A 23,509-nucleotide genomic window follows, 5' to 3' on the forward strand; every position below is an offset into this window, starting at 1 on the left:
GTGGCCGTGTTGTCGGACCCGGCCCGCTCCCGGGCCGTGCTGATTGGCGCGCACCACTACTCCGCGTTGGAAAACCTGCCCGCCGTCGCCGCCAACCTCGAAGGGCTGCGGTCGGCGTTCACCGCCGGCGAGGTCTGGGGCTTGCCGCCTGAAGCCTGCACGGTGATTCCGCAGCCGGCCACCGCCGCCCAAGTCCTGGACACCGTACGGGAGAACGGCCGCCTCGCGGAGGACACGCTGGTCGTCTACTACGCAGGACACGGTTTGACCGATCCGCATACCGACGAGCTGTATCTGGCGCTGCCCGACTCTGATCCGGAACGCGAGTACACCTCGCTGCGCTATGAGTATGTGCGGCGGGCCGTGCTGGACCCGGCGGCACGGGCCCGGCGGACCGTCGTGATCCTCGACTGCTGCTACAGCGGACGCGCCCTCCTCGGACAGATGAGCGCCAGCTCTCATGTCGCCGAACAGACGGTGGTGGACGGTACCTGCGTGATCACCGCCTGTGCGGAGACCCACCTTGCGGTGTCACCGCCTGACGAGACGTACACCGCGTTCACCGGCGAACTCATCACCACCCTGATCGAGGGCATCGCGGGTCGACCCGACCCGATCGACATGGAGAGCCTCTACCGTCACCTGCGCATGCGGCTGTCGGGAAAGAGCCGCCCGGTGCCGCAGCAGCGAAACCGCAACAGCGGGAGCCTGATTGCCATCGCCCGCAACCGGGCCGCAGCCGGGGCGGACCCGGCGAGTTCGCACCACGGCGCTGCGAACGCCTTCACCTCACGGCAGCGGGACGCGGAGAGACGTCTCGCCGAGATGGAGGCGACGGCGGAGCGGCTGCGCACGGAGGCAGAGCAGCTGCGTGCCGCCGAACTGTGGGCCCGGAAGAACGTGGCGGTCGCACAGCAACTCGCCAAAGCCCTTGGATCCTCGCCCGAACCAGACTTCAAGCCGTACTGGTTCGCCATTCCCGCGGCTCGGCCGCTGATGAGCGAGGACGGCTCCCTGGAGGCCCAGTTGCTGCTGAGGCCGGGTGTTTGGCATCTGGCACGGGGTCGGCGCGGAGATGCCCTGATCGTGGAGACGGAGGAGGGCGTACGCGGCATCCTGCTGGACGCGACTGGCCTCGAGCGAGGGGATATCGTCGAGGCTGAGCCGGTGACCGGCCGGTCTGGCAGGAAGGCCAAGGCACGCATTCGAGAGAACCTGCGCCACGCCGAGCAGCTCGTCGGCACTCTGACCAGGCCGCCGGAGGAGGACTTCGTACCGTTCTGGTTCGCGGTGCCAATGCCCCGCCCGCTCGTAGCCGAAGACGATTCCTCGCTAACGCCGTTCGCTGAACTGCAACCGGGCACCTGGTACCTGGCCGTGGCTCAGCACGGTGTCGCATTGGTGGCACAGAGCCAGAGCGGTCGTCGGGGCCTGCTGCTCGACACGACCGGTATCCAGCGAGGCTGAGGCGCCACGCGCAAGGCGCCCGGCGGATGATCCGCCGGGCGCCCTTCGTTGTCGTGCCGGTGGTGACGGCTACAGCTTCTCGATGACGTGGTCGACGCACTTCGTCAGCGCCTCGACGTCCGCCGGGTCGATCGCCGGGAACATCGCGACGCGCAGCTGGTTGCGGCCGAGCTTGCGGTACGGCTCGGTGTCGACGATGCCGTTGGCGCGCAGCACCTTGGCGACCGCGGCGGCGTCGATGTCGTCGGCGAAGTCGATGGTGCCGATGACCTGCGAGCGCTTGGCCGGGTCGGAGACGAACGGGGTGGCGTACTTGGACTCGTCGGCCCACGTGTACAGGCGGGTCGAGGAGTCCTTGGTACGGGCGGTGGTGAAGTCCAGGCCGCCCTGGCCGTTCATCCAGTCCAGCTGCTCGCCCAGGAGGAACAGCGTCGCCAGCGCCGGGGTGTTGTACGTCTGGTTCTTGCGGGAGTTGTCGATCGCCGTCGGCAGCGAGAAGAACTCCGGGACGTGGCGGCCGGACGCGTGCACCCGCTCGGCGCGCTCGATCGCGGCCGGGGAGAAGACGCCGATCCACAGGCCGCCGTCGGAGGCGAAGGACTTCTGCGGGGCGAAGTAGTAGACGTCGGTCTCGGTGATGTCCACCGGGAGGCCGCCCGCGCCGGACGTCGCGTCGACCAGGACGAGGGCGCCCTCGTCGGCACCGGACACCCGCTTGATGGGCATGGCCACGCCGGTCGACGTCTCGTTGTGCGTGAGGCCGTACACGTCCACGCCGGCCTCGGCGTGCGCCTCGGGGTGGGTGCCGGGGTCGGAGGAGACGACGGTCGGCTCGGCCAGCCACGGCGCGAGCTTCGCGGCCTTGGCGAACTTGGAGGAGAACTCGCCGAAGCTCAGGTGCTGCGACCTGTTCTCGATCAGGCCGTGGGTCGCGACGTCCCAGAACGCGGTGGAGCCACCGTTGCCCAGGATCACCTCGTAGCCGTCGGGGAGCCGGAACAGCTCGCGGATGCCCTCGCGGACCTTCCCGACCAGGTTCTTGACGGGCGCCTGGCGGTGGGAGGTGCCGAGCAGGGACGTACCGGTGGCGGCCAGGGCGTCCAGCGCCTCCACCCGCACCTTGGAGGGGCCCGCGCCGAATCGACCGTCCGCGGGCTTGATGTCAGCAGGAATCTGGATCTCAGCCACGAGCCGGAGGGTATCGCCTCGGCCAAACCGGACGAAGACATGTCCGTCCGATGAGACGAGATCTCCGCCGTGCGGACCTGTGCGGAGCTACGAGAGCCCATGCTGGACGCATGACCGATCTGGAGGCAGCACTGCGCAGGGCCGTCCGCGGCGAGGTCGGGTTCGACGTCACGTCCCGGGCCCTGACCACCATGGACGCGTCGAACTACCGGAGGGTCCCGCTCGGCGTCGTCGCGCCGACAGACGCCGACGACGTGGCGGCCGTGCTGGAGGTGTGCCGGGAGCGCGGGGTGCCGGTCGTGGCGCGGGGCGGCGGCACGTCGATCGCCGGGCAGGCGACGGGCACGGGCGTGGTGCTCGACTTCACCCGGCACATGAACCGGCTGGTCGCGCTCGACCCGCAGACGCGTACGGCCGTCGTCCAGCCGGGGCTGGTCCTCGACCGGCTCCAGGACGCCGCCGCCCCGCACGGGCTGCGCTTCGGCCCCGACCCCTCCACCCACAGCCGCTGCACGCTCGGCGGCATGATCGGCAACAACTCCTGCGGCTCCCACTCGGTGGCCTGGGGCACGACGGCGGACAGCGTGCGCGAGCTGTCCGTGCTCACCGCGCGGGGGCGGCGGCTGCGGCTCGGGCAGGAGTGGGCGGGGGCGCCGGAAGGCCTGCGGGAGCTGGTGGACGGCGACCTGGCCCGCCTGCGTACCGGCTTCCCCGACCTCCCGCGCCGCATCTCCGGCTACGCGCTGGACGCCCTGCTGCCGGAGAACGGCGCGGACGTGGCCCGCTCCTTCTGCGGCTCGGAAGGCACGCTCGGCGTGCTGACGGAAGCCGTCGTCCGGCTGGTCGAGTCACCACGCGCGCGTGCGCTCGCGGTGCTGGGCTACGCCGACGAGGCGGGCGCGGCGGAGGCGGCGGCCGGGCTGCTGCCGCTCGGACCGCTCACGGTGGAGGGCATGGCGGTGGACCTGGTGCCGTCCACGGAGGGACTGCCGAGGGGCGGGGCCTGGCTGTTCGTGGAGACCGGCGGCGCCACGGAGGCGGAGGCACGCGCGCGTGCGGAGGCGGTCGTACGGGCCGCGGACGTCGTGGACGCGCTGGTGGTCACCGACCCGGCCGGGCAGCGGACGCTGTGGCGGATCCGGGAGGACGCGAGCGGTACGGCGACGCGGATGCCGGACGGCTCGGAGGCGTGGCCGGGCTGGGAGGACTGCGCGGTGCCACCGGCCCGGCTCGGCGGCTACCTGCGCGACTTCCGGAGCCTTCTGTCGGCTCACGACCTGCGCGGCACCCCGTACGGCCACTTCGGCGACGGCTGCATCCACGTACGCATCGACTTCGACCTGCTGACGGACGCCGGGGTCGCCCGCTTCCGCCGCTTCTCGGAGGAGCTGGCGGACGTGGTGGTGGCGCACGGGGGCTCGCTCTCCGGGGAGCACGGCGACGGGCAGGCGCGGGCCGAGCTGCTGCCGCGGATGTACGGCGCCGAGACGGTCGCCCTCTTCGAGCGCGCGAAGGCGGTCTGGGACCCGGACGACCTCCTCAACCCGGGGATGCTGGTCCGCCCGGCCCCCCTCGACACGAACCTCCGCTTCTCGGTCCTGCCGCGCGAGCCGGTGGACGTGGCGTTCGGCTACCCGTCCGACGGCGGTGACTTCTCGGCGGCGGTGCGCCGCTGCGTCGGGGTCGCCAAGTGCCGTACGACGTCGGTGTCCGGGACGGGCGTGATGTGCCCGTCCTTCCGCGCGACGGGGGACGAGCAGCACTCCACTCGCGGGCGGGCCCGGCTGCTCCACGAGATGCTCGCGGGCGAGCTGGTGACGGACGGCTGGCGGTCGACGGAGGTCCGGGACGCCCTGGACCTGTGCCTGTCCTGCAAGGGCTGCCGCTCCGACTGCCCGGTCGAGGTAGACATGGCCACGTACAAGGCGGAGTTCCTGCACCACCACTACGAGGGGCGCCGCCGCCCCGCCGCCCACTACGCGATGGGATGGCTGCCGGTGTGGCTGCGCTGGGCGGCACGGACCCGGACAGCGCCGGTCGTCAACGCCCTCGCCTCGGTACGGCCGTTGGCCGCGGTGGCCAAGCGGCTGGGCGGGATCGCGGGGGAGCGGGAGGTGCCGCGGCTGGCCGGGGAGACGTTCAGCAGGTGGTGGCGGAGGCGGCGCCGGGGGCCGGCCGGTGACGGCGACCTGGTGGTCCTGTGGCCCGACACCTTCACCGAGCACCTTTCCCCCTCCGTGGGCCGGGCGGCCGTACGGGTGCTGGAGGCGGCGGGGCTGCGGGTGGCGCTGCCGCCGACGCTGCGGGGTCGCGGCGTGATCGGCGACGGTACGTCGAAGTCGGCTCTCGCGCTGCTGACGGCCCGCCGGGGACAGGTCTGCTGCGGTCTGACGTACGTCTCCACCGGTCAACTGGACCGTGCCCGCACGGTGATGCGCCGCACGCTGGACCTGATGGCCCCGGTGCTGGAGACGTCCGCGCCGGTCGTCGTCCTGGAGCCGAGCTGTGCCGCCGCCCTGCGCACGGACCTGCCCGAGCTGCTGCACGACGACCCGCGCGCCGCCCGGCTGGCCTCGCGCGTCCTGACCTTCGCGGAGGCCCTGGAACGCCACGCCCCCCACTGGACCCCGCCGGCGGTGAACCTCCCGGCGGTCGGCCAGACCCACTGCCACCAGCACGCGGTCCTGGGCGACGCGGCCGACCGCCGGCTGCGCGAGTCGGCGGGCCTGAGGGGCGAGTTGTGCGGCGGCTGCTGCGGCCTCGCGGGCAACTTCGGTTTCGAGGAAGGCCACTACGAGGTGTCGGCGGCCTGCGCGGAGGACCAGCTGCTCCCGGCGGTGCGCGAGGCCCCGGACGGTGCGGTGGTCCTGGCGGACGGCTTCTCGTGCCGAACCCAGCTGGAGCAGCTGGCGGGCGTGCGGGGGCGGCACCTGGCGGAGGTGCTGGCGGAGGAATTGGAAAAGGAATGACGGTCGGGCAGTGGGTGCCGTGACGCTCCAGCGGTAAGTCGGGCAGAAGATTGCCGGAAGCTGGCAATGTGCAGAGGCGTGCCTCGCACGCATGCTGATCGGGCAGCAAGCTCTCCCCTTCGCGACGCGAAGGTCGTGAGGAAGGGGGAGCAGGCTGTTTCCTTACCTCGGTGGCGGCCATGGAGGGCAAGGACCCTGCTCTGTGAGCCTTCCATGGATGGAGATTCACCCGTGCTGACTTCCCACTTCTCCCACACCGCCTGGTGGATAGCCGCCCTCGTGGCAGGCGCGGTGGCGGCGCTGGCCTTCCAGTCCCTCATTTGGGAGAAGAAGCACAGGTGGGCGGCGATCGTGTTTCCCGCGGGCGGCGCGCTCGGCATCGTTCTCGACTCGGCACTGCGGGGTTACGAGGGAGACACTCCGCTGCAGTTGTTCACTGTGGCCATGCTCGGCCTGGCCTTGACCAGAGTCGTTTTCGCGGGCTACATCCGACGCCAGTACGAACTGGTGCGCGCAGGGCAGCCCGTTCAAGAGGTGACGTGGCGGCACGTGGCTGCCTTCGTCACGACCCTCATGGCCATCATGCTGGGCATCGCCTTCACGCTGTAAGAGCGCCGGTGGCGTGCCGGCAATCAGGCGCTGTCGGGCCGGTGGAAGTCGACCTCCGGGTGGGAGGACGTGGGGCCCTGGAGGAGGGGCTGGGGGATGCCCCGGAGGTGGAGGTCGAAGAAGGCGCGGACGTAGTCGCGGGTGATGTACCAGCCCCGCTCGCCCGAAAGCGGCACCTCCGGATCAGGCAGCCCCAGCTGCTCCGCCAGCCAGGGGATGTCGGTGAAGGAGAAGTGCCCGGCCCCGGACACGGTCAGCCAGCGCTTCCAGCCGTGCAGGCGGTCATAGGTTTCGGCCCAGTCGTTGCCGGTGTTGGCGGGACCGTGCACGTCTTCGGCGCCGACCATCATGAACGGACGCCGGCCGAGCCCGGACCCCGCGTCGCGTACGAAGAAGCCCCCGTCGAGGTTGACCCCTGCCCGGACGCGCCGGTCGGCGGCCATCGTCGCCATGGCGGCCGCCCCGCCGATCGAGTGCCCGGCAACGCCGATACGGTGCGAGTCGATCACGTGGGCGAGCACGCCCGCTCTCCGGTGGCCCGTCAACTCGTCGATCACGAAGGACAGGTCCGCGGCCCGGCCCTCCACGACCGCCGCCTCCTCGACATCGACGCCGACCCGGTCGCAAGCCACGCAGGGCGGAACCCGCCCGCCGGGGAACTCCGTGCCGACGGACTCGTAGGCGTGGTCCACGGCGGCGACGACGTAACCGCGGGCGGCCAGTTCCCCGGCGAGCGCGGTGAGCGTGGTGCGCGGCATGGAGAAGCCGGGGGACAGGAGTACCAGGGGGAAGCGCCCCGGTGCGGCGGGTGCGTCGACCTGCGCGTGCGTCCGCGTTCCCGCGACCGTCGCGGCCGGTACGACCCCGGCGAGTCCCTTGGCCTCCAAGAGCCGTTGCGCCTCGCTCTCCGTCATGTACGCCGCCGGTGCCCCGCCCGATGGGCGTGCGGGGTAGGACACGGACACCATCAACTCCCTGCCGCGCGCCGTCGGCACCCAGGGATCGGTGCGGTGTCGGTCGACGAGGTGCAGGGTGCGGCGACCCACGGGGTACGGCCCGGTGGTCGGGGGCAACTCCAGCGCCGGGGCGGGCACCGACGACGCGGGGGCGGCCCCCAGGAGGGGGACGGCCAGACCCCCCGCGAGCAGTGCGGTCAGGACGGTTCTGCGCGAGGTGTTCGATCTGCTGGGCATGCGGTCGAAGCTAGCCGCCGGCCACCGCCCAACGCGTCGCCGCTGAGCGGTACTTGACCGTACGACCGACGACTGATCCCCGGGGCCCGAATGGCACCGTGGTATCAGTCCAGGCCCCGGATCCTGCGTCCCCGGCTCTCGGCCACCCGTAGCGCGTCCGCGAGGGCTTCGGTGAGGCGCTCGGCGAGGTAGCGGAGTTCGCCGTGCGGGGCGCGGGGGAGAAGGTCGCGGGCGTGGGCGAGCAGCTCCACTCCCATGCCGAGCTGGGTGGACTCGGTGGTGTCGGCCAGCCGGGAGACGGTGCCGCCGCTGTCGTCGGTGATCAGGTAGCAGGGCTTGCCCTCGGCGCCGGACCAGGGGAGCAGACGGGGCTCACGCGGTGTCGTCATGCCGCCGCCTCCCGTGCGTACAGGGTGCCCAAGAGCAGGTACGGGCGCACGGCCGCGGTCTGGGTGCCGTCGAGAGCGGTGGGCAGGCCGTAGGGACTGCGGTGGGAGGGGAGGGGGACTGTGCCGGTGGCGGGCGGAGGGGATGGTGCGGTGCGGCTTGCCGGGTGCGGGCCGGTACGGCGGTGGGTGCCTCGGGGCTTGAGCAACAGGAGCACCCAGGTGGCGAGGCGGTCGATAAGGTAGAGCACGTCAGCAGCTCCTTAGGGGTCTCAGCTGGTGGCCACGCCCCCGGACGGCTCCACCCGTCGCGGGGGTCTCAGCTGGACTGGTCTCATGGTCTACCGCAGTCTACTGCGGTCGCGCGGTCTACCGCAGAGTTTTAGCGTCCACCGCATGACTCCCGAGCTCGATCGCACCCGACCCGTCTGGCGGCAGGTCGCCGCAGCCATTGAGGCACGTATCGCGGACGGTACTTACCCCATCGATGCGCGGGTTCCGTCGGTGGTCGAGCTGTCGGCCGAGTTCGCCATTGCGGCGTCGACCGCGCAGAAGGCTCTCGCTCACCTCAAGGCGGAGGGGCTGATCCGGGCCGAAGTGGGCCTCGGCTCCTTCGTCGCCCGTCGGCCGCAAGTGGGGGAGGGCGGGGGCGCCGACCGGAGTCGTTGATCGGAACCGCGTAAGGCGGTCGTCGCGTGATCGTCCGTATGGACGGTTCGGGTGATCGGGTGGAGGCGTCGCGGCGGCGGTTGGGCAGGCGGTCCTGGGTGGTCGGGGGCGGTGCGGTCGTTGTCGCGTTGGCGGTCGCCGCGGGGGTGGTGATCGCCGATGAGGAGCCGGCCCGCATCGCCGCGCCGTACCGATGCGGCACCGGCGGTGCCCACGCCCCCGCGAAGGCCCCTCAGGGCGCCGTCGACTTCGACGGGGACGGGCGTCCCGACCTGGCGCTCGGGTCGATGGGGAGCGTGGAGGGCGGGGCCGGGGGCGGGAGCATCGAGGTCGCGTACGGGGCCGGGGGCGGGACGGGGATCGGCCGGTGCCAGTACCTCACCCAGGACGACGCCGGGATACCGGGGAAGAACCGCGACGAGGCATTCTTCGGCACGGACGTCGTGGCCCGCGACTTCGACGGGGACGGGTACACCGACCTCGCCGCCTCCGTCTTCGACTGGAAGCCGAGCGTGATCATCATGTGGGGGTCCGGGGACGGACTCTCGCGTGCCGCCCGGGTGCCCGGCACGGACGTCAGCCATGTCGCCTGGGACAACGACCCGATCCTTGACGAGCAGCTGGTCGCCGGGGACTTCGACGGGGACGGGCACCCCGACCTGGTCTTCGGGCTCGGCTCCGACAAGGGGCTGCTCAAGGGGCCCTTCGAGCGGGACGGCACCCCCGCCGGGACGGGCCGCGTCCCCGCTCCGCGCCGGCCCGCCCCCGACGTCGGCGACGCGAACTACGGGGACCTCGTCGCCGGGGACCTCGACGGCGACGGCATCGACGACCTGGTGAGCTTCCACGCCGCCGACCCGGAGCCCGAGGCGCCCTGGGCCGAGCTGAACCGGCCGGTGAGTTATCTGCGCGGCGGCCGGGGCGGGTTCACGCAGCCCGAGGGCATCCACCTCCCCGACGCGGGCGAGGGGGCGATCGGCGACGTGGACGGCGACGGCATCGACGACCTGGTCCTCAGTCCCCGCGGCGGCGACGCGAGCCGCAGTTCGGTCACCGTGCTGTACGGGGCGGAGGACGGGCCGGGGAGGCGCAGGACGACGACCGTCGACCGGGACACCCCGGGCGTGCCCGGCGCCGAACCCCAGGACGAGGACGCCGTCTTCACCAGCCTGGACACCGGGGACGTCAACGGCGACGGGTACGCGGACGTGGTGGCCGGGTCTCCCCGGTGGGACGTGTACGGGGAGCCGGGGCCGGAGCAGGTGCTGTTCCTGGCGGGCGGCCCGGACGGGCTCAGCGGCGAGGGCGCCCGGCTGTTCGACGGGGACGACCTCGGCGCCGCCCCGGGCGGGGACGCCGACTTCGGCGCCGCCGTGGGCCTCACCGACCTGGACGGCGACGGGTACGCCGACCTCGTGGTGACCGCGCCGGGCAGCGACACGGTCGACGGGGTGGCCTACCTGCTGCCCGGCACGGCGAACGGTCCCGCCACCCGGGGCGTCACCCGGTTGTCCGGGGACACCTTCGACGACACCGAGGGACTGGGTCTGCTGATGGGCGGCGGGGAGGTCGTCGTCTAGGCCGTGTCTTCGAGGCGGGGGTGCCGGGTGACAGCCGGCTTGCCGTCCCGTTATGAGGTCGTCGGTGGATCGGTGCGGGCAGCGTAGGCGGCGCGGGCATCGTCGATCCGGGCGAGGTGTGCGACGCTCCATTCGAGCAGAGGCGCGGTGGCCTCACGCAGGCTGATGCCCATCTCGGTGAGCTCGTAGCTGACATGTGGCGGCATCACGTCGTGGACGGTGCGGGTCAGGATTCCGTCGCGCTCCAGGCCGCGCAGCGTCACGGTGAGCATGCGCTGACTGATGCCGTCGATGGACCTCTTGAGCTCGGTGAAACGGCGCGGTCCATCCCTGAGATTGCGCACGACCAGCAGCGACCACTTGTCTCCGACGATGTCGAGCACCACCCGGGTCCGGCACGCATCGCTGGGCCGTGCCACCGACTGCGGATCGCCCTGTGCCGCGTCCATGGTTACCTCCAGAGAACCGAGGCACCGAAAAGTGCCTTATTGCCTGCGGCGCGTCGTGTGCACCAGCATGCTCCTGGTACTCAAACAGTACCGAGGCACGAAAAGTAACCGCCAGAGTCGCGAACCAGCGGCATACGCGTGACCGTGCCCATCTGCCCATCTGCTCCCTTGCTCATCTGCTCATCTGCTCATGCGAAGGAAGATCGATGTCCACATTCCTGCTGATCCACGGCGCTTGGCACAACGGACGGTGCTGGGAGCGGGTGGTACCGCTGCTGGAGGCCGCCGGGCACCGGGTGTTCGCGCCGTCCCTGACCGGCTACGGCGACAAGGCGCACCTGCTCGGCCCGGAGGTGGGTCTCGACACGCACGTCGACGACGTGGTCGGGCTGATCACCGAGGAGAACCTCGACGACGTCGTACTCGTCGGCCACAGCTACGCAGGGCTGGTGATCTCCGCCGCGGCCCACCGGGTTCCGCAACGCATCGCGCACCTGGTCTACCTCGACGCGATGGTCCCGGAGGACGGCGAGTCCGCAGTCGACATCCAACCCGTGACACGGCAGCTGATCGAGCTCGCCGAGAAGTCCGAGAGCGGCTGGCGTGTGCCGCCGATGCCCGAGCAGCCCGCGCCCTTCGGCCTGTTCGGCGTCACCGACCCGGCTGACGTCGCCTGGCTGCACGGGATGCTCTCGGACCAGCCGGTGCGCTGTCTTCAGCAGCCGGTGCGACTGGGCAACCCGGCCGCTGACGCGATCCCGCGCACGCACATCCACAATGTCGGCGCCATGCCGGCGGGCGTCACCCGTCGCCCCGTCCCCCCGGTCCAGCCCAACGGCACTGCCGCCCAGGTCTGGGAGTTGCCCACCGGCCACGACTGCATGATCACCATGCCGGCCGAACTCAGTGAACTGCTCCTCAAGCTCTCCTAGACGTCTAGGACACGTTCTGGCCTACATCGCCCCTAGTGTCGTTCTCGATCGACGGAACGGCACCACCGGAAGACGGAGACAGACCATGGCGATCGACCAGGCCACCACCCCCGCTCGGACCCAGGCCCCGGCGGCCCCGACCGGCGAGCGCGCCGACCTGCTGGGGATGCTGGCCAAGCACCGGCACTTCCTGCGCTTCACCACCCGTGACCTCACCGACGAGCAGGCCGGACTCCGGACCACCGTCAGCGAGCTGTGCCTGGGCGGCCTGATCAAGCACGTGACCGCCGCCGAGCGGAACTGGGCCGCCTTTATCGTGGACGGCCCGTCGGTGATGGGGGACTTCACGGCCATGACCGAGGCCGACTGGGCGCGGCGGGCCGACGATTTCAGGATGCTGCCCGGTGAGACGCTGGCCGGTGTGCTGGCCGACTACGCCGAGGTGGCCCGCCGGACCGACGAGCTGGTCGCCACCCTGCCCGACCTGGGGGCCACCCAGCCGCTGCCCAAAGCGCCGTGGTTCCAGGCCGAAACCGAGTGGTCGGCCCGCCGGGTGCTGATGCACATCATGGCCGAGACCGCCCAGCACGCGGGCCACGCCGACATCATCCGGGAGTCCCTGGACGGCGCCAAGAGCATGGGCTGACCGGTCACTTCGCGAAGCGGTACTTCAGGTGGGTGGCCGGCGGCGTCTCGACGACCCTGACCCGTTCCAGGTCGCGCCGCCGCGCCCCCAGCCCCTCGAAGAGGCGCAGTCCGCCGCCGAGGAGCACGGGCACCACGTGCAACTGGAGCTCGTCGACCAGGTCCGCCGCGAGGTACTGCCGCACCGTGTGCGCGCCGCCCCCGATGTCCACGTTCCGGTCCCCGGCCGCGGCCTTCGCCTGCTCCAGGGCGCTGTGGATGCCGTCGGTGACGAAGGTGAAGCTGGTGCCGCCCTCCTTCACCAGGGTGGGGCGGGGGCGGTTGGTCAGGACGAAGACCGGGGTGCGGAAAGGCGGGTTGTCGCCCCAGAACTCCTCGCCCGTGTCGTACATCATCCGGCCCATGACCACCGCCCCGGTGGCGTCGAACCACTCGCGCATCAGCTCCGAGTCGCGGTTCTCGTCCCCGCCGGTCATGCCCTGGCGCTCCCGCCAGCTCGCCAGGGTGTGGATCCAGTCGAAGATCGGCTCGCCGCCGTCGCCGCCCGGGTTGTCGAGGGTGACGTTCGGGCCGGCGACGTAGCCGTCCAGGGTGATGGCCAGGTCCGCGGTCACGGTCATGAGGGGTGCCTCCTAGGGTGATGGGTACTGCCGTACTGCCTTCACCCTGGCGTCGATCGGGCACCGCCGTTTTCGACACCCCGGCGAGCGGATTTCAGGGCACCGTCTCTCCCCGCACCAGTGGGCGGCACATCGGCTGGACGTCCTCGGGGAGGTCGTCCGGGCGGCACCAGCGGGCCTCCAGGATCTCGAACGGGTCCAGGCGCAGCTCACCGCCCAGCAGACGGGCCTCGAACGCCACCTCCAGGCGGGTGCGCAGGCCGCTGTTCAACATGACCAGCCGGCCCACCTCCACGTCGAGGCCGGTCTCCTCCCTGACCTCCCGGACCACGGTCTGCCGGAAGTCCTCGCCCTTGTGCGCGAAGCCGCTCGGCAGACCCCACTGGCGGCCCGGCGCCCACAGCCGGTGCTTGAGCATCAGGACCCGCCCCTCGTCGTCCCGTACGACGCCGGTCACGCCGACCACGAACTTGGCGTTCACCAGCCACATCACGCGGCTCTGCACGGGGCGCAGCAGGCGCCAGAGGCGGGTCAGGAGTCGTCTCACCCGGTGGACGGTAGTGGACGGCGCCCGCACGGTGCGCGGCCGGGGCCGGGCGTTCCCGGCTCGCCTGGCGGACGTGCGTTGACAGCCGTACGCCCCGGACCTGACAGTTGCGTAAAAGTGCTACGTGCCTGACAGAGTCCACTACTCTGAACCAGGCAGTGCAGCATACTGAACCACGTCCGTCCGCACACCGTCCCGGAGCCCCCGTGAGTACCCCAAGCGCCACCCCCGGCACCTCGTCCCCGGCTGCCGCCGCGCCCGCCGTCGGCCACGCGCCCGTGCCGGACGGTGCGCCGGGCGGGCGGTTCGGTTCCCTCGGACCGGTCGGTCTGGTCCTCGCCGGTGGGCTCTCCGTGCAGTTCGGCGCCGCGCTGGCGGTGAGTCTGATGCCGCGGGCCGGGGCGCTCGGCGTGGTGACCCTGCGACTCGCCGTGGCCGCCGTCGTCATGCTCGTGGTCTGCCGGCCCCGGCTGCGCGGCCACTCCCGGGCCGACTGGGGCACGGTCGTCGTCTTCGGCATCGCCATGGCCGGTATGAACGGCCTCTTCTACCAGGCCGTCGACCGCATCCCGCTCGGCCCCGCCGTCACCCTCGAGGTGCTCGGCCCGCTCGCCCTGTCCGTCTTCGCCTCCCGCCGCGCGGTCAACCTGGTGTGGGCCGCGCTCGCCCTGGCCGGCGTCTTCCTGCTGGGCGGCGGCGGCTTCGACGGCCTCGACCCGGCCGGTGCCGCCTTCGCCCTGGCGGCGGGCGCGATGTGGGCGGCGTACATCGTGTTCAGCGCCCGCACCGGACGCCGTTTCCCGCAGGCCGACGGACTGGCGATGGCCATGGCGGTCGGGGCGCTGCTGTTCCTGCCGCTCGGCATCGTCGAGTCGGGGTCGAAGCTGATCGACCCGGTGACGCTCGCGCTGGGCGCCGGAGTCGCCCTGCTATCCTCCGTGCTGCCCTACACGCTCGAACTGCTCGCCCTGCGCCGGCTGCCCGCGCCGACCTTCGCCATCCTCATGAGCCTGGAGCCCGCCATCGCCGCGGCGGCCGGTTTCCTCATCCTCGACCAGGCCCTGTCCGCCACCCAGTCCGCCGCCATCGCCCTGGTCATCGCGGCGAGCATGGGCGCGGTGCGGACGCAGGTGGGGCGGCGGAAGGCGGCGGCGCTTCCCGAGGCGTCCCAGGCGTCCTAAGCGTCCTAGGCGTCCGAGGCGTCCTAGGCGTCGTCCCGCCGACGGGTGCCCGTCGCGGTGGGCCATTTAGTAGCCATGTACATAGTAGCCATGTACTGTATTTCGCATGAGCAAGAGTTCACGGCACGCGACGCCCGGCTTCCTCGTGTGGCGGCTCGCCAACAAGTGGCGGGTCGCCGTCGACCGCGCGGTGGCTCCCCTCGGCCTCACGCACGCCCAGTACTCGGTGGTCGCCTCGCTGTACGGCATGCAGCGCGCCGGTGAGCGGCCCAGTCAGCGCCGGCTCGCCGACCACACGGGGCTGGAGGCGCTGTACGTCTCGAAGCTGGCGCGAGCACTGGAAGCGGCGGGGCTGATCGAGCGCACCCGTGACCCCAGGGACCCGCGGGCCGTGCAACTCGCCCTCACCGAGCGGGGCGAGTCCGTCACGCGGGAGGCGATCACGGTGGTCCAGGAACTGCTCCAGCGGTTGCTGGAGCCGCTCGGGGGCCTGGACGCCGCGCGGACCCGCGCCTTCACCGACGAACTGACGACCCTGCTCGACGCACCTCTCGCTCCACCCGTACCGAACGACGAGAGCACCCGGAGGACAACGCCATGACCACCACCACGCCCACCACGCCCACCGCGCCCACCGTCGACGTGCCACCGGCGGACGCCCGCGTCCTCGGCCTGGCCCACTACGCCGCCCGCGGGGTGCTGGAGCAGATCCTGGCCCGGCACGGCGTCACCTTCCAGCAGCAGGTGGTCCTGCGCGCCGCGGCCACCGCCCCGACCCCGCCGACGCGGGACGGCCTCGTCGCCGACGTGCGCGGCACCCTCAAGGCCGACCCGGCCGACATCCGGACCGTCGTCGACGGGCTCCTGGACAAGGGGTTGCTGGTCGAGGACGGCGCGCACCTGCCCGCCACCGACGCCGGGCGCGAACTGCTCGCCGCCGTCGGCGCCGAGGTCGCGCCCGTCAGCGCCCGCATCTGGGGCGGGATACCCGCCGAGGACCTGGCCGCCGCCGGCCGCGTCCTCGCGCTCGTCACCGAGCGTGCCGACGCCGAGCTGGCCGCGCCGACGGACGGGTGACCGCGCGGCCGTGGGGGAGGGTGCCCCCTCCGGCGTCCGGTGACGGCCCCACCGCATAGGCTGCGTACCTGGTCAGCTCATCGGGATCATGGGGAGGGAACCGATGAATCACACGGCCGAGGTCTTCCAGCCCTTGCAGGACGACGATCCGCGCACGGTGGCCGGTTACCGTCTCGCGGCACGGCTCGGAGCGGGCGGCATGGGCCGGGTCTACCTGTCGCACACCCGGGGCGGCCGGCCCGTGGCCCTCAAGGTCGTACGGTCGGAACTGGCCGACGACGCGACCTTCCGGCGGCGTTTCGGCCGGGAGATCAAGGCCGCCCGGAGGGTGAAGGGCGCCTACACCGCCGAACTGATCGACGCCGACCCCGACGGCACCCCGCCCTGGCTGGCCACCCTGTACGTGCCCGGGCCCTCGCTCTCGGACGCCGTAGCCCGGAACGGACCGCTGCCGGTGCCCGCGGTGCTGTGGCTGATGGCGGGGGTCGCCGAGGCGCTGCAGGCCATCCACGGCGCGGGCATCGTGCACCGTGACCTCAAGCCGGCGAACGTGCTGCTGGCCGACGACGGCCCGCGCGTCATCGACTTCGGCATCTCGCTCGCCGCCGACAGCACCGCGCACACCGCCACGGGCACCACCATCGGCACGCCCCAGTACATGGCCCCCGAGCAGGCCTCCGGGGGCGACGTCACGGCGGCGACCGACATCTTCTCGCTCGGGCAGACGGCCGCGTTCGCGGCGCTGGGCAGGCCGCTGTACGGCGACGGCCCGGCCGCCACCGTGCTGTACCGGATCGTCCACTCCGAGCCCGACTTCTCCGAGCTCCCCGAGCGCCTGCGCGACCTCCTCGGCCGGTGCCTGGCCGCCGACCCCGGGGAACGGGCCACCCCGGCGGAGCTGGTCGAGTGGTGCCGCCGGGAGCTGGGCCGGGACGCCGGTGAGGACACCGGGCCCGCCGTGTGGCGGGAGATCGCCGGGCCGCCGGTGACGGTTCCTCCGCCGGTCGCGGCCACGGGGGCGGCGACCGCCGCCACTCCGGTCGCGGCCCCGGGCCCGACCGCGGCGCACACGGCCCCGTGGACCGCCCCACAGGGAACGGCGCCGATGCCCTGGCAGGGTGCCCCCGCGCCCTGGCAGACCGCCGCCGGCCCGGGAGGGCCGTTCGTGCCGCGGCCTCCGGCCGGGCCGGAGGAGCGCAAGCGCCGCAGAAGACGCACCGCCTTGATCTCGGCCGCCGCCGTCGTCGCGTGCGGCCTGGTGATCCTGGCGGGGTCGATGCTCCTCGATGCGGCGGGCCGGGGCCTCGACCGCGCCCGGGACGCGGCCGCGTCGGCTGCGGCGTCCGATTCGGCGTCCGGTACGCCCCGCCCGCAGGCGAAGGGGTCGGCCCCGGCCGGGGAGGCCGCCGCGTCGTCGGCCGGGACGGGGGCCCGCTCGTCCGCCGGCACGTCGGACACGGGGGTTGACGGCCCCGCGGCCGGGGCTACTGCTCCGCAGCCCCACGTCTACCTCACCCCGTTGCTGACCCACGACAACTCGCTGATCCTTCACAACGGCGAGGAACGCAAGGACCGCAAGGGCGACATCCGCTTCGGTTGCGAGAACGTCGGCTGCGAGCTGACGAGCGACACCAGCGTCCTGGTCCACAACGTCCTCGGTCCCGGCGCCACATACGAGACGTGCCGTCGGCTGACCTCCGATACGGAGGCGTCCCACAAGCTCCTGCTGGCCGACAAGGCGGCAGGAAGCGAGATTTGCGTCAAGCACCGCAACGGCGACATCGCGCTGATGGTCATCGAGACGAAGTCGACCGCGATGCCGGACATCGGCTTCCTCGCCACGGATCTGACGGTCTGGCCGGCCGCGTGACCGCGCGGGTCCGAGGCCGAGGTGACCGACGGCACCCGGCGCCCGTCCGCCGCACAAAATCATGCAAGCGCGCTTGATTGTTAATCCCCGCCCTGCCATGCTCCTCCCCACACCGCCCCGCACACCGCCGTGCCCGAGGGGAGCGCCCCGTGTCCGACCCGACGCCCGTGATCGACGACCTGCGCGAGGAGAGCGAGGAACTCGACGCGCTGGTGGCCAAGTTGAGCCCGGAGGAGTGGCGGACGGCCACCCCGGCGCCCGGCTGGACGATCGCCCACCAGATCGCGCACCTGCACTGGACCGACCGGGCCGCCCTGGTCGCGGTCACCGACGAGGACGGGTTCAAGGGGCTGATCGAACAGGCCCTCGCCGCCCCCGACCGGTACGTCGACGACGCCGCCGAGCAGGGCGCCGAACAAGCCCCCGCCGAGCTGCTGACCGCCTGGCGGGAGGGCCGCGCCGCCCTCGACCAGGCCCTGCGCGCCGCCGCCCCCGGGGCCCGCTTCCCCTGGTACGGCCCACCCATGGCCACCGCCTCCATGGCCACCGCCCGCCTGATGGAGACCTGGGCCCACGGCCTGGACGTCGCGGCGGCCCTCGGCGTGTCCCGCCCGCCCACCGACCGCCTGCGCCACGTCGCCCGCATCGGCGTCCGCGCCCGGGACTTCGCCTACGCCGCCCACGGACTCACCCCGCCCGCCGAGCCGTTCCGCGTCGAACTCACCGGCCCCGGCGGCGACCTGTGGACGTACGGCCCGGAGGACGCCCCGCAGCGCGTCACCGGCCCCGCGCTCGACTTCTGCCTCCTCGCCACCCAGCGCGCCCATCGCGCCGACCTCGCGCTCACCGCCGAGGGCGCGGACGCCGACCGCTGGCTGGACATCGCCCAGGCCTTCGCCGGACCGCCCGGAGGCGGACGCCCGCCGAAGGGAACCGCCAAGTGAGCGTGCTCCGCGTCGGCAACGCCTCCGGCTTCTACGGCGACCGCTTCTCCGCCCTGCGCGAGATGCTCACCGGCGGCCCCCTGGACGTCCTCACCGGCGACTACCTCGCCGAGCTGACCATGCTCATCCTGGGCCGGGACCGGCTGAAGAACCCGGACGCCGGGTACGCCCGTACCTTCCTGCGGCAGCTGGAGGAGTGCCTGGGGCTCGCCCACGAGCGGGGAGTCAGGATCGTCACCAACGCCGGGGGACTCAATCCCGCCGGTCTCGCCGACGCCGTACGCGCGCTCGCCGACCGCCTCGGCATCCCCGTCCGCGTCGCCCACGTCGAGGGCGACGACCTCACCGCCGCCCACCCCGGCACCCTGGCCGCGCACGCCTACCTCGGCGGCTTCGGTATCGCCGCCTGCCTGCGGGCCGGCGCCGACGTGGTCGTCACGGGCCGTGTCACCGACGCCGCCCTGGTCACCGGGCCCGCCGCCGCGCACTTCGGCTGGGAGCCGACGGAGTACGACCGGCTCGCGGGCGCCGTCGTCGCCGGGCACCTGCTGGAGTGCGGGACGCAGGCCACCGGCGGCAACTACGCCTTCTTCCGGGACGGCGACGTACGACGCCCCGGCTTCCCGCTCGCCGAACTGCACGCCGACGGCACCTCGGTCCTCACCAAGCACGACGGCACCGGCGGCTTCGTCGACGTCGGCACCGTCACCGCCCAGCTGCTGTACGAGACGGGCGGCGCCCGGTACGCCGGACCCGACGTCACCGCCCGGCTGGACACCGTACGGCTCACCCAGGACGGCCCCGACCGCGTCCGCGTCGAGGGCGTGCGCGGCGAGGCACCGCCGCCCACCCTCAAGGTCGGCCTCAACCGGCTCGGCGGCTTCCGCAACGAGGTCGCCTTCGTCCTCACCGGCCTCGACGTCGAGGCCAAGGCCGCGCTGGTGCGGCACCAGATGGAACCGGCGCTCGCAAAGGTCTCCGACGTCCGCTGGGACCTGGCCCGCACCGACCGGCCGGACGCCGCGACCGAGGAGACGGCGAGCGCGCTGCTGCGGCTCGTCGTGCGGGACGCCGACCAGGAGGCCGTCGGGCGGGCGCTGAGCGGCGCCGCGATCGAACTCGCCCTCGCGAGCTACCCCGGGTTCCACGTGCTCGCGCCCCCGGGAAAGGGCGCGCCCTACGGCGTGTTCGAGGCCGCCCACGTCCCGCAGGAAACCGTCGACCACGTCGCCGTACTCCACGACGGGCGGCGCGTCCCGGTACCGGCCGCGCGGGACACCGCCGTACTCCGCGCCGTACCGGAACCGCCGCTGCCCGAGCCCCTCCCGCCCGGCCCCGTCCGCCGCGCCCCCCTCGGCCTCGTCGCCGGAGCCCGCAGCGGCGACAAGGGCGGCGACGCCAACGTCGGCGTGTGGGCGCGGACCGACGACGCCTGGCGCTGGCTCGCCCACGAACTGACCGGCGACCGGTTCCGCGAGCTGATCCCCGAGGCCCGCGACCTGACCGTCACCCGGCACCCGCTCCCCAACCTGCGCGCCCTCAACTTCGTCGTCGAAGGCATCCTCGGCGAGGGCGTCGCCGCGCAGGCCCGCTTCGACCCGCAGGCCAAGGCGCTCGGCGAATGGCTGCGCGCCCGGCACCTGGACATCCCGGAGGCCCTGCTGTGACCGTGCCGCCGTACACCCCGGAGGCCCTGCTGTGACCGTCCTGCCGTCGGCTCTGGACCCCACCGACCCCGACCACCGCGCCAACCGCGAGGCCATGCTCACCAGGCTCGCCGAGCTGGACGCCGAGCACGCCAAGGCCCTCGCGGGCGGCGGCGAGAAGTACGTCGCCCGGCACCGGAAGCGCGGCAAACTGCTGGCCCGCGAGCGCATCGAACTGCTCCTCGACCCCGACACGCCCTTCCTGGAACTGTCGCCGCTGGCCGGCTGGGGAAGCGAGTACACCGTGGGCGCCTCCCTCGTCACCGGCATCGGAGTCGTCGAGGGCGTCGAGTGCCTGATCACCGCCAACGACCCGACCGTGCGCGGCGGCGCCAGCAACCCCTGGTCGCTGAAGAAGGCCCTGCGCGCCAACGACATCGCCCTCGCCAACCGGCTGCCCTGCATCAGCCTCGTCGAGTCCGGCGGCGCCGACCTGCCCTCCCAGAAGGAGATCTTCATCCCGGGCGGCGCGATCTTCCGCGACCTCACCCGGCTGTCGGCGGCCGGCATCCCGACCGTCGCGGTCGTCTTCGGCAACTCGACCGCCGGGGGCGCCTACATCCCCGGCATGTCCGACCACACCATCATGGTCAAGGAACGCGCCAAGGTGTTCCTCGGCGGTCCGCCGCTGGTCAAGATGGCCACCGGCGAGGAGAGCGACGACGAGTCGCTGGGCGGCGCCGAGATGCACGCCCGCACCTCCGGTCTCGCCGACCACTTCGCCGTCGACGAACCGGACGCCCTGCGCCAGGCCCGCCGGGTCGTCGCCCGTCTCAACCACCGCAAGGCATACGCCGACCCGCCCCTCGCCGAGCCGCCCAAGTACGACCCGGAGGACCTGCTCGGCATCGTCCCCGCCGACCTCAAGGCCCCCTTCGACCCGCGCGAGGTGATCGCCCGGATCGTCGACGCCTCCGACTTCGACGAGTTCAAGCCCCTGTACGGGACGAGCCTGACGACCGGCTGGGCGAGCCTGCACGGCTACCCGGTGGGCATCCTCGCCAACGCCCAGGGGGTCCTGTTCAGCGAGGAGTCGCAGAAGGCCGCCCAGTTCATCCAGCTCGCCAACCAGCGCGACATCCCGCTGCTCTTCCTCCACAACACCACCGGCTACATGGTCGGCAAGGAGTACGAACAGGGCGGGATCATCAAGCACGGCGCCATGATGATCAACGCGGTCTCCAACTCCCGCGTCCCCCACCTGTCCGTCCTCCTCGGCGCCTCCTACGGCGCCGGCCACTACGGCATGTGCGGCCGCGCCTACGACCCCCGCTTCCTCTTCGCCTGGCCCAGCGCCAAGTCCGCCGTCATGGGCCCGCAGCAGCTCGCCGGCGTCCTGTCCATCGTCGCCCGCCAGTCCGCCGCCGCGAAGGGGCAGCCCTACGACGACGAGGGCGACGCCGCCCTGCGCGCCATGGTGGAGCAGCAGATCGAGTCCGAGTCGCTGCCGATGTTCTTGTCCGGGCGGCTCTACGACGACGGCGTCATCGACCCCCGCGACACCCGCACCGTCCTCGGCCTGTGCCTGTCCGCCGTCCACACCGCCCCCTACGAGGGCGCGCGCGGCGGCTTCGGCGTCTTCCGCATGTGAGGGTGAGAGACCAGTGATCACTTCCGTACTCGTCGCCAACCGGGGCGAGATCGCCTGCCGCGTCTTCCGCACCTGCCGCCAGTGGGGCATCCGCACCATCGCCGTGCACTCGGACGCCGACGCGAACGCCCTCCACGCGCGCGAGGCCGACGCCGCCGTACGCCTGCCGGGCGCGTCCCCCGCCGACACCTACCTGCGCGGCGACCTGATCGTGAAGGCCGCCGTCGCCGCGGGGGCCGACGCCGTCCACCCCGGCTACGGCTTCCTCTCCGAGAACGCCGACTTCGCCCGCGCCGTACGGGACGCCGGGCTGGTGTGGATCGGGCCGCCGCCCGAGGCCGTCGAGGCGATGGCGTCCAAGACCCGCGCCAAGGAACTCATGGGCATCGCGCCCCTCACCGACCCCGCAGACGTCACCGAGGCCGACCTGCCGGTGCTGGTGAAGGCGGCGGCGGGCGGCGGCGGACGCGGCATGCGCGTCGTACGCGACCTCGCCGACCTCGACGCCGCACTGACCGCCGCCCGCGCGGAGGCCACCAGCGCCTTCGGCGACGGCGAGGTCTTCGTCGAGCCCTACCTGGAGAACGGCCGCCACGTCGAGGTGCAGATCCTCGCCGACACCCACGGCACGGTGTGGGCCCTCGGCACCCGCGACTGCTCCCTCCAGCGCCGCCACCAGAAGGTGATCGAGGAGGCCCCGGCGCCCGGTCTCACCCCCGAACTCACCGCCGAACTCCACGACCTCGCCGTACGCGCCGCCCGCGCCGTCGACTACGTCGGCGCCGGCACCGTCGAGTTCCTCGTCGCCGACGGCAGGGCCCACTTCCTGGAGATGAACACCCGCCTCCAGGTCGAACACCCCGTCACCGAGGCCGTCTTCGGCATCGACCTCGTCGCCCTCCAACTGCGCGTCGCCGAAGGCCACGCCCTCGAAGCCGACCCCCCACGCGCGCGTGGCCACGCCGTCGAGGCCCGCCTGTACGCCGAGGATCCGGCGAGCGGCTGGGCGCCCCAGACCGGCCGCCTGCACCGCCTCGCCGTGCCCGACGGCATCCGCCTGGACACCGGCTACACCGACGGCGACGACATCGGCGTCCACTACGACCCGATGCTCGCCAAGGCGGTCGCCCACGCCCCCACGCGCGCGGAGGCCGTGCGCCGCCTCGCCGGCGCCCTGGAGCGGGCGGTGATCCACGGCCCGGTCACCAACCGCGACCTGCTCGTCCGCTCCCTGCGCCACGAGGAGTTCACCTCCGGCCGCATGGACACGGGCTTCTACGACCGCCACCTGACCGACCTCACCCGGTCCGCCCCCGACCCCCTCGCCCCCCTGGCCGCCGCCCTCGCCGACGCGAGCACCCGCACGGGCCGCTTCGGCGGCTGGCGCAACCTGCCCTCGGGGCCGCAGGTCAAGCGGTACGCGGTGGCGGGGGAGGAGCACGAGGTCCGCTACCACCACACCCGCACCGGCCTCACCGCCGAGGGCGTACACGTGGTGCGGGCCGATCCCGGCCTGGTCGTCCTCGAAACGGACGGCGTACAACGCCGCTTCGACATCGCCCGCTACGGCGACCGCGTCCACGTCAACGCCACCGCGCTGACCGCCCTGCCCCGCTTCCCCGACCCCGCCACCCAGCACGCCCCGGGCTCCCTCCTGGCCCCCATGCCGGGCACGGTCGTCCGCGTCGCGGAGGGCCTGACCGAGGGCTCCACCGTCCAGGCGGGCCAACCCCTCCTGTGGCTGGAGGCCATGAAGATGGAACACCGCATCACGGCTCCGGTGACGGGGAAATTGACGGCGCTCCCGGTAGGCGTCGGACGACAAGTGGAGATGGGCGCCCTCTTGGCGGTCGTCGAGTCCGACTGACCCAGGGGCGCGGGGAACT

At 72.8% G+C, this 23,509-nt stretch carries 22 protein-coding genes; 15 read left to right on the forward strand and 7 right to left on the reverse strand.

Going from position 1 to position 23,509, the window contains the following annotated elements; translation table 11 throughout:
• A complete protein-coding gene (locus D1J63_RS20745; RefSeq protein ID WP_125630676.1) occupies window positions 1-1,467 on the forward strand; it encodes a caspase family protein in 1,467 nt (488 codons plus the stop codon).
• Window positions 1,468-1,536: 69 nt separating this feature from the next.
• Here the strand turns inward: D1J63_RS20745 and serC are convergent, their stop codons facing one another.
• Window positions 1,537-2,655 carry a phosphoserine transaminase gene (serC, locus tag D1J63_RS20750; protein WP_125630678.1) on the reverse strand — a complete coding sequence of 373 codons (1,119 nt, stop codon included), beginning with the start codon at window positions 2,653-2,655 and terminating at the stop codon, window positions 1,537-1,539.
• A 110-nt stretch (window positions 2,656-2,765) separates the two neighbouring features.
• On the opposite strand from serC, the gene D1J63_RS20755 reads away from it, so the two are divergent.
• The gene (locus tag D1J63_RS20755) at window positions 2,766-5,624 is read left to right on the forward strand and encodes an FAD-binding and (Fe-S)-binding domain-containing protein (RefSeq protein ID WP_125630680.1); all 2,859 of its coding nucleotides are present in this window, start codon (window positions 2,766-2,768) and stop codon (window positions 5,622-5,624) included.
• Window positions 5,625-5,855: 231 nt separating this feature from the next.
• A complete protein-coding gene (locus tag D1J63_RS20760; RefSeq protein WP_197923542.1) occupies window positions 5,856-6,233 on the forward strand; it encodes a hypothetical protein in 378 nt (125 codons plus the stop codon).
• A gap of 23 nt (window positions 6,234-6,256) precedes the next feature.
• On the opposite strand, the gene D1J63_RS20765 is transcribed toward D1J63_RS20760, so the two are convergent.
• The 3 genes from D1J63_RS20765 to D1J63_RS20775 form a co-directional block, all read right to left on the reverse strand.
• On the reverse strand, window positions 6,257-7,426 hold the full coding sequence (locus tag D1J63_RS20765; RefSeq protein ID WP_125630682.1) for an alpha/beta hydrolase: 1,170 nt from the start codon (window positions 7,424-7,426) through the stop codon (window positions 6,257-6,259).
• Window positions 7,427-7,530: 104 nt separating this feature from the next.
• Window positions 7,531-7,815, reverse strand: a complete 285-nt coding sequence (locus D1J63_RS20770) for a hypothetical protein (RefSeq protein WP_125630684.1) — start codon at window positions 7,813-7,815, stop codon at window positions 7,531-7,533.
• Window positions 7,812-8,063: a hypothetical protein gene (locus D1J63_RS20775; protein WP_125630686.1), complete on the reverse strand. Its 252-nt coding sequence runs from the start codon at window positions 8,061-8,063 to the stop codon at window positions 7,812-7,814. The genes D1J63_RS20770 and D1J63_RS20775 overlap by 4 nt, the downstream gene beginning before the upstream one ends.
• Window positions 8,064-8,208: 145 nt before the next feature.
• Here D1J63_RS20775 and D1J63_RS20780 point away from each other — a divergent pair, with 145 nt between their 5' ends.
• Both D1J63_RS20780 and D1J63_RS20785 read left to right on the forward strand, forming a co-directional pair.
• Window positions 8,209-8,481 (forward strand): winged helix-turn-helix domain-containing protein, encoded by a 273-nt coding sequence (locus tag D1J63_RS20780; protein ID WP_125630689.1) that lies wholly within the window; start codon window positions 8,209-8,211, stop codon window positions 8,479-8,481.
• Window positions 8,482-8,507: 26 nt separating this feature from the next.
• Window positions 8,508-10,061: an FG-GAP-like repeat-containing protein gene (locus D1J63_RS20785; protein ID WP_240798807.1), complete on the forward strand. Its 1,554-nt coding sequence runs from the start codon at window positions 8,508-8,510 to the stop codon at window positions 10,059-10,061.
• Window positions 10,062-10,111: 50 nt separating this feature from the next.
• Here the strand turns inward: D1J63_RS20785 and D1J63_RS20790 are convergent, their stop codons facing one another.
• Window positions 10,112-10,510, reverse strand: coding sequence for a helix-turn-helix domain-containing protein (locus D1J63_RS20790; RefSeq protein ID WP_125630691.1), 399 nt, complete (start codon window positions 10,508-10,510; stop codon window positions 10,112-10,114).
• Between the two features lie 206 nt (window positions 10,511-10,716).
• On the opposite strand from D1J63_RS20790, the gene D1J63_RS20795 reads away from it, so the two are divergent.
• Both D1J63_RS20795 and D1J63_RS20800 read left to right on the forward strand, forming a co-directional pair.
• Window positions 10,717-11,442, forward strand: coding sequence for an alpha/beta fold hydrolase (locus D1J63_RS20795; RefSeq protein ID WP_125630693.1), 726 nt, complete (start codon window positions 10,717-10,719; stop codon window positions 11,440-11,442).
• A gap of 85 nt (window positions 11,443-11,527) precedes the next feature.
• Window positions 11,528-12,088, forward strand: coding sequence for a DinB family protein (locus tag D1J63_RS20800; RefSeq protein WP_125630695.1), 561 nt, complete (start codon window positions 11,528-11,530; stop codon window positions 12,086-12,088).
• 4 nt (window positions 12,089-12,092) lie between these two features.
• On the opposite strand, the gene D1J63_RS20805 is transcribed toward D1J63_RS20800, so the two are convergent.
• Window positions 12,093-12,707 (reverse strand): dihydrofolate reductase family protein, encoded by a 615-nt coding sequence (locus tag D1J63_RS20805; protein WP_125630697.1) that lies wholly within the window; start codon window positions 12,705-12,707, stop codon window positions 12,093-12,095.
• A gap of 94 nt (window positions 12,708-12,801) precedes the next feature.
• The gene (locus tag D1J63_RS20810) at window positions 12,802-13,254 is read right to left on the reverse strand and encodes an NUDIX domain-containing protein (RefSeq protein WP_125630699.1); all 453 of its coding nucleotides are present in this window, start codon (window positions 13,252-13,254) and stop codon (window positions 12,802-12,804) included.
• A 206-nt stretch (window positions 13,255-13,460) separates the two neighbouring features.
• Between D1J63_RS20810 and D1J63_RS20815 the strand changes: the two genes are divergently transcribed.
• The 8 genes from D1J63_RS20815 to D1J63_RS20850 all read left to right on the forward strand — a co-directional run bounded on the left by D1J63_RS20815 (window position 13,461) and on the right by D1J63_RS20850 (window position 23,490).
• The gene (locus D1J63_RS20815; RefSeq protein ID WP_164712906.1) at window positions 13,461-14,435 is read left to right on the forward strand and encodes an EamA family transporter; all 975 of its coding nucleotides are present in this window, start codon (window positions 13,461-13,463) and stop codon (window positions 14,433-14,435) included.
• 106 nt (window positions 14,436-14,541) lie between these two features.
• Complete coding sequence (locus D1J63_RS20820) at window positions 14,542-15,036, forward strand: MarR family transcriptional regulator (protein ID WP_125630701.1); 495 nt, start codon at window positions 14,542-14,544, stop codon at window positions 15,034-15,036.
• Entirely contained in the window at window positions 15,033-15,512 is a 480-nt protein-coding gene (locus tag D1J63_RS20825; protein WP_125630703.1) for a hypothetical protein, read from the forward strand. Before D1J63_RS20820 ends, D1J63_RS20825 begins: the two co-directional genes overlap by 4 nt.
• A gap of 103 nt (window positions 15,513-15,615) precedes the next feature.
• Window positions 15,616-17,382 carry a serine/threonine-protein kinase gene (locus D1J63_RS20830; RefSeq protein ID WP_125630705.1) on the forward strand — a complete coding sequence of 589 codons (1,767 nt, stop codon included), beginning with the start codon at window positions 15,616-15,618 and terminating at the stop codon, window positions 17,380-17,382.
• A 149-nt stretch (window positions 17,383-17,531) separates the two neighbouring features.
• Window positions 17,532-18,326, forward strand: coding sequence for a TIGR03084 family metal-binding protein (locus D1J63_RS20835; protein ID WP_125630707.1), 795 nt, complete (start codon window positions 17,532-17,534; stop codon window positions 18,324-18,326).
• The gene (locus D1J63_RS20840) at window positions 18,323-19,993 is read left to right on the forward strand and encodes an acyclic terpene utilization AtuA family protein (RefSeq protein WP_125630709.1); all 1,671 of its coding nucleotides are present in this window, start codon (window positions 18,323-18,325) and stop codon (window positions 19,991-19,993) included. Before D1J63_RS20835 ends, D1J63_RS20840 begins: the two co-directional genes overlap by 4 nt.
• 31 nt (window positions 19,994-20,024) lie before the next feature.
• A complete protein-coding gene (locus D1J63_RS20845; protein ID WP_125630711.1) occupies window positions 20,025-21,623 on the forward strand; it encodes a carboxyl transferase domain-containing protein in 1,599 nt (532 codons plus the stop codon).
• Between the two features lie 13 nt (window positions 21,624-21,636).
• Window positions 21,637-23,490, forward strand: a complete 1,854-nt coding sequence (locus tag D1J63_RS20850) for a biotin carboxylase N-terminal domain-containing protein (RefSeq protein WP_125630713.1) — start codon at window positions 21,637-21,639, stop codon at window positions 23,488-23,490.
• Window positions 23,491-23,509: the final 19 nt, after the last annotated feature.

It is taken from the genome of Streptomyces sp. KPB2, from assembly GCF_003950055.1.
GTDB classification, from domain to species: domain Bacteria; phylum Actinomycetota; class Actinomycetes; order Streptomycetales; family Streptomycetaceae; genus Streptomyces; species Streptomyces salinarius.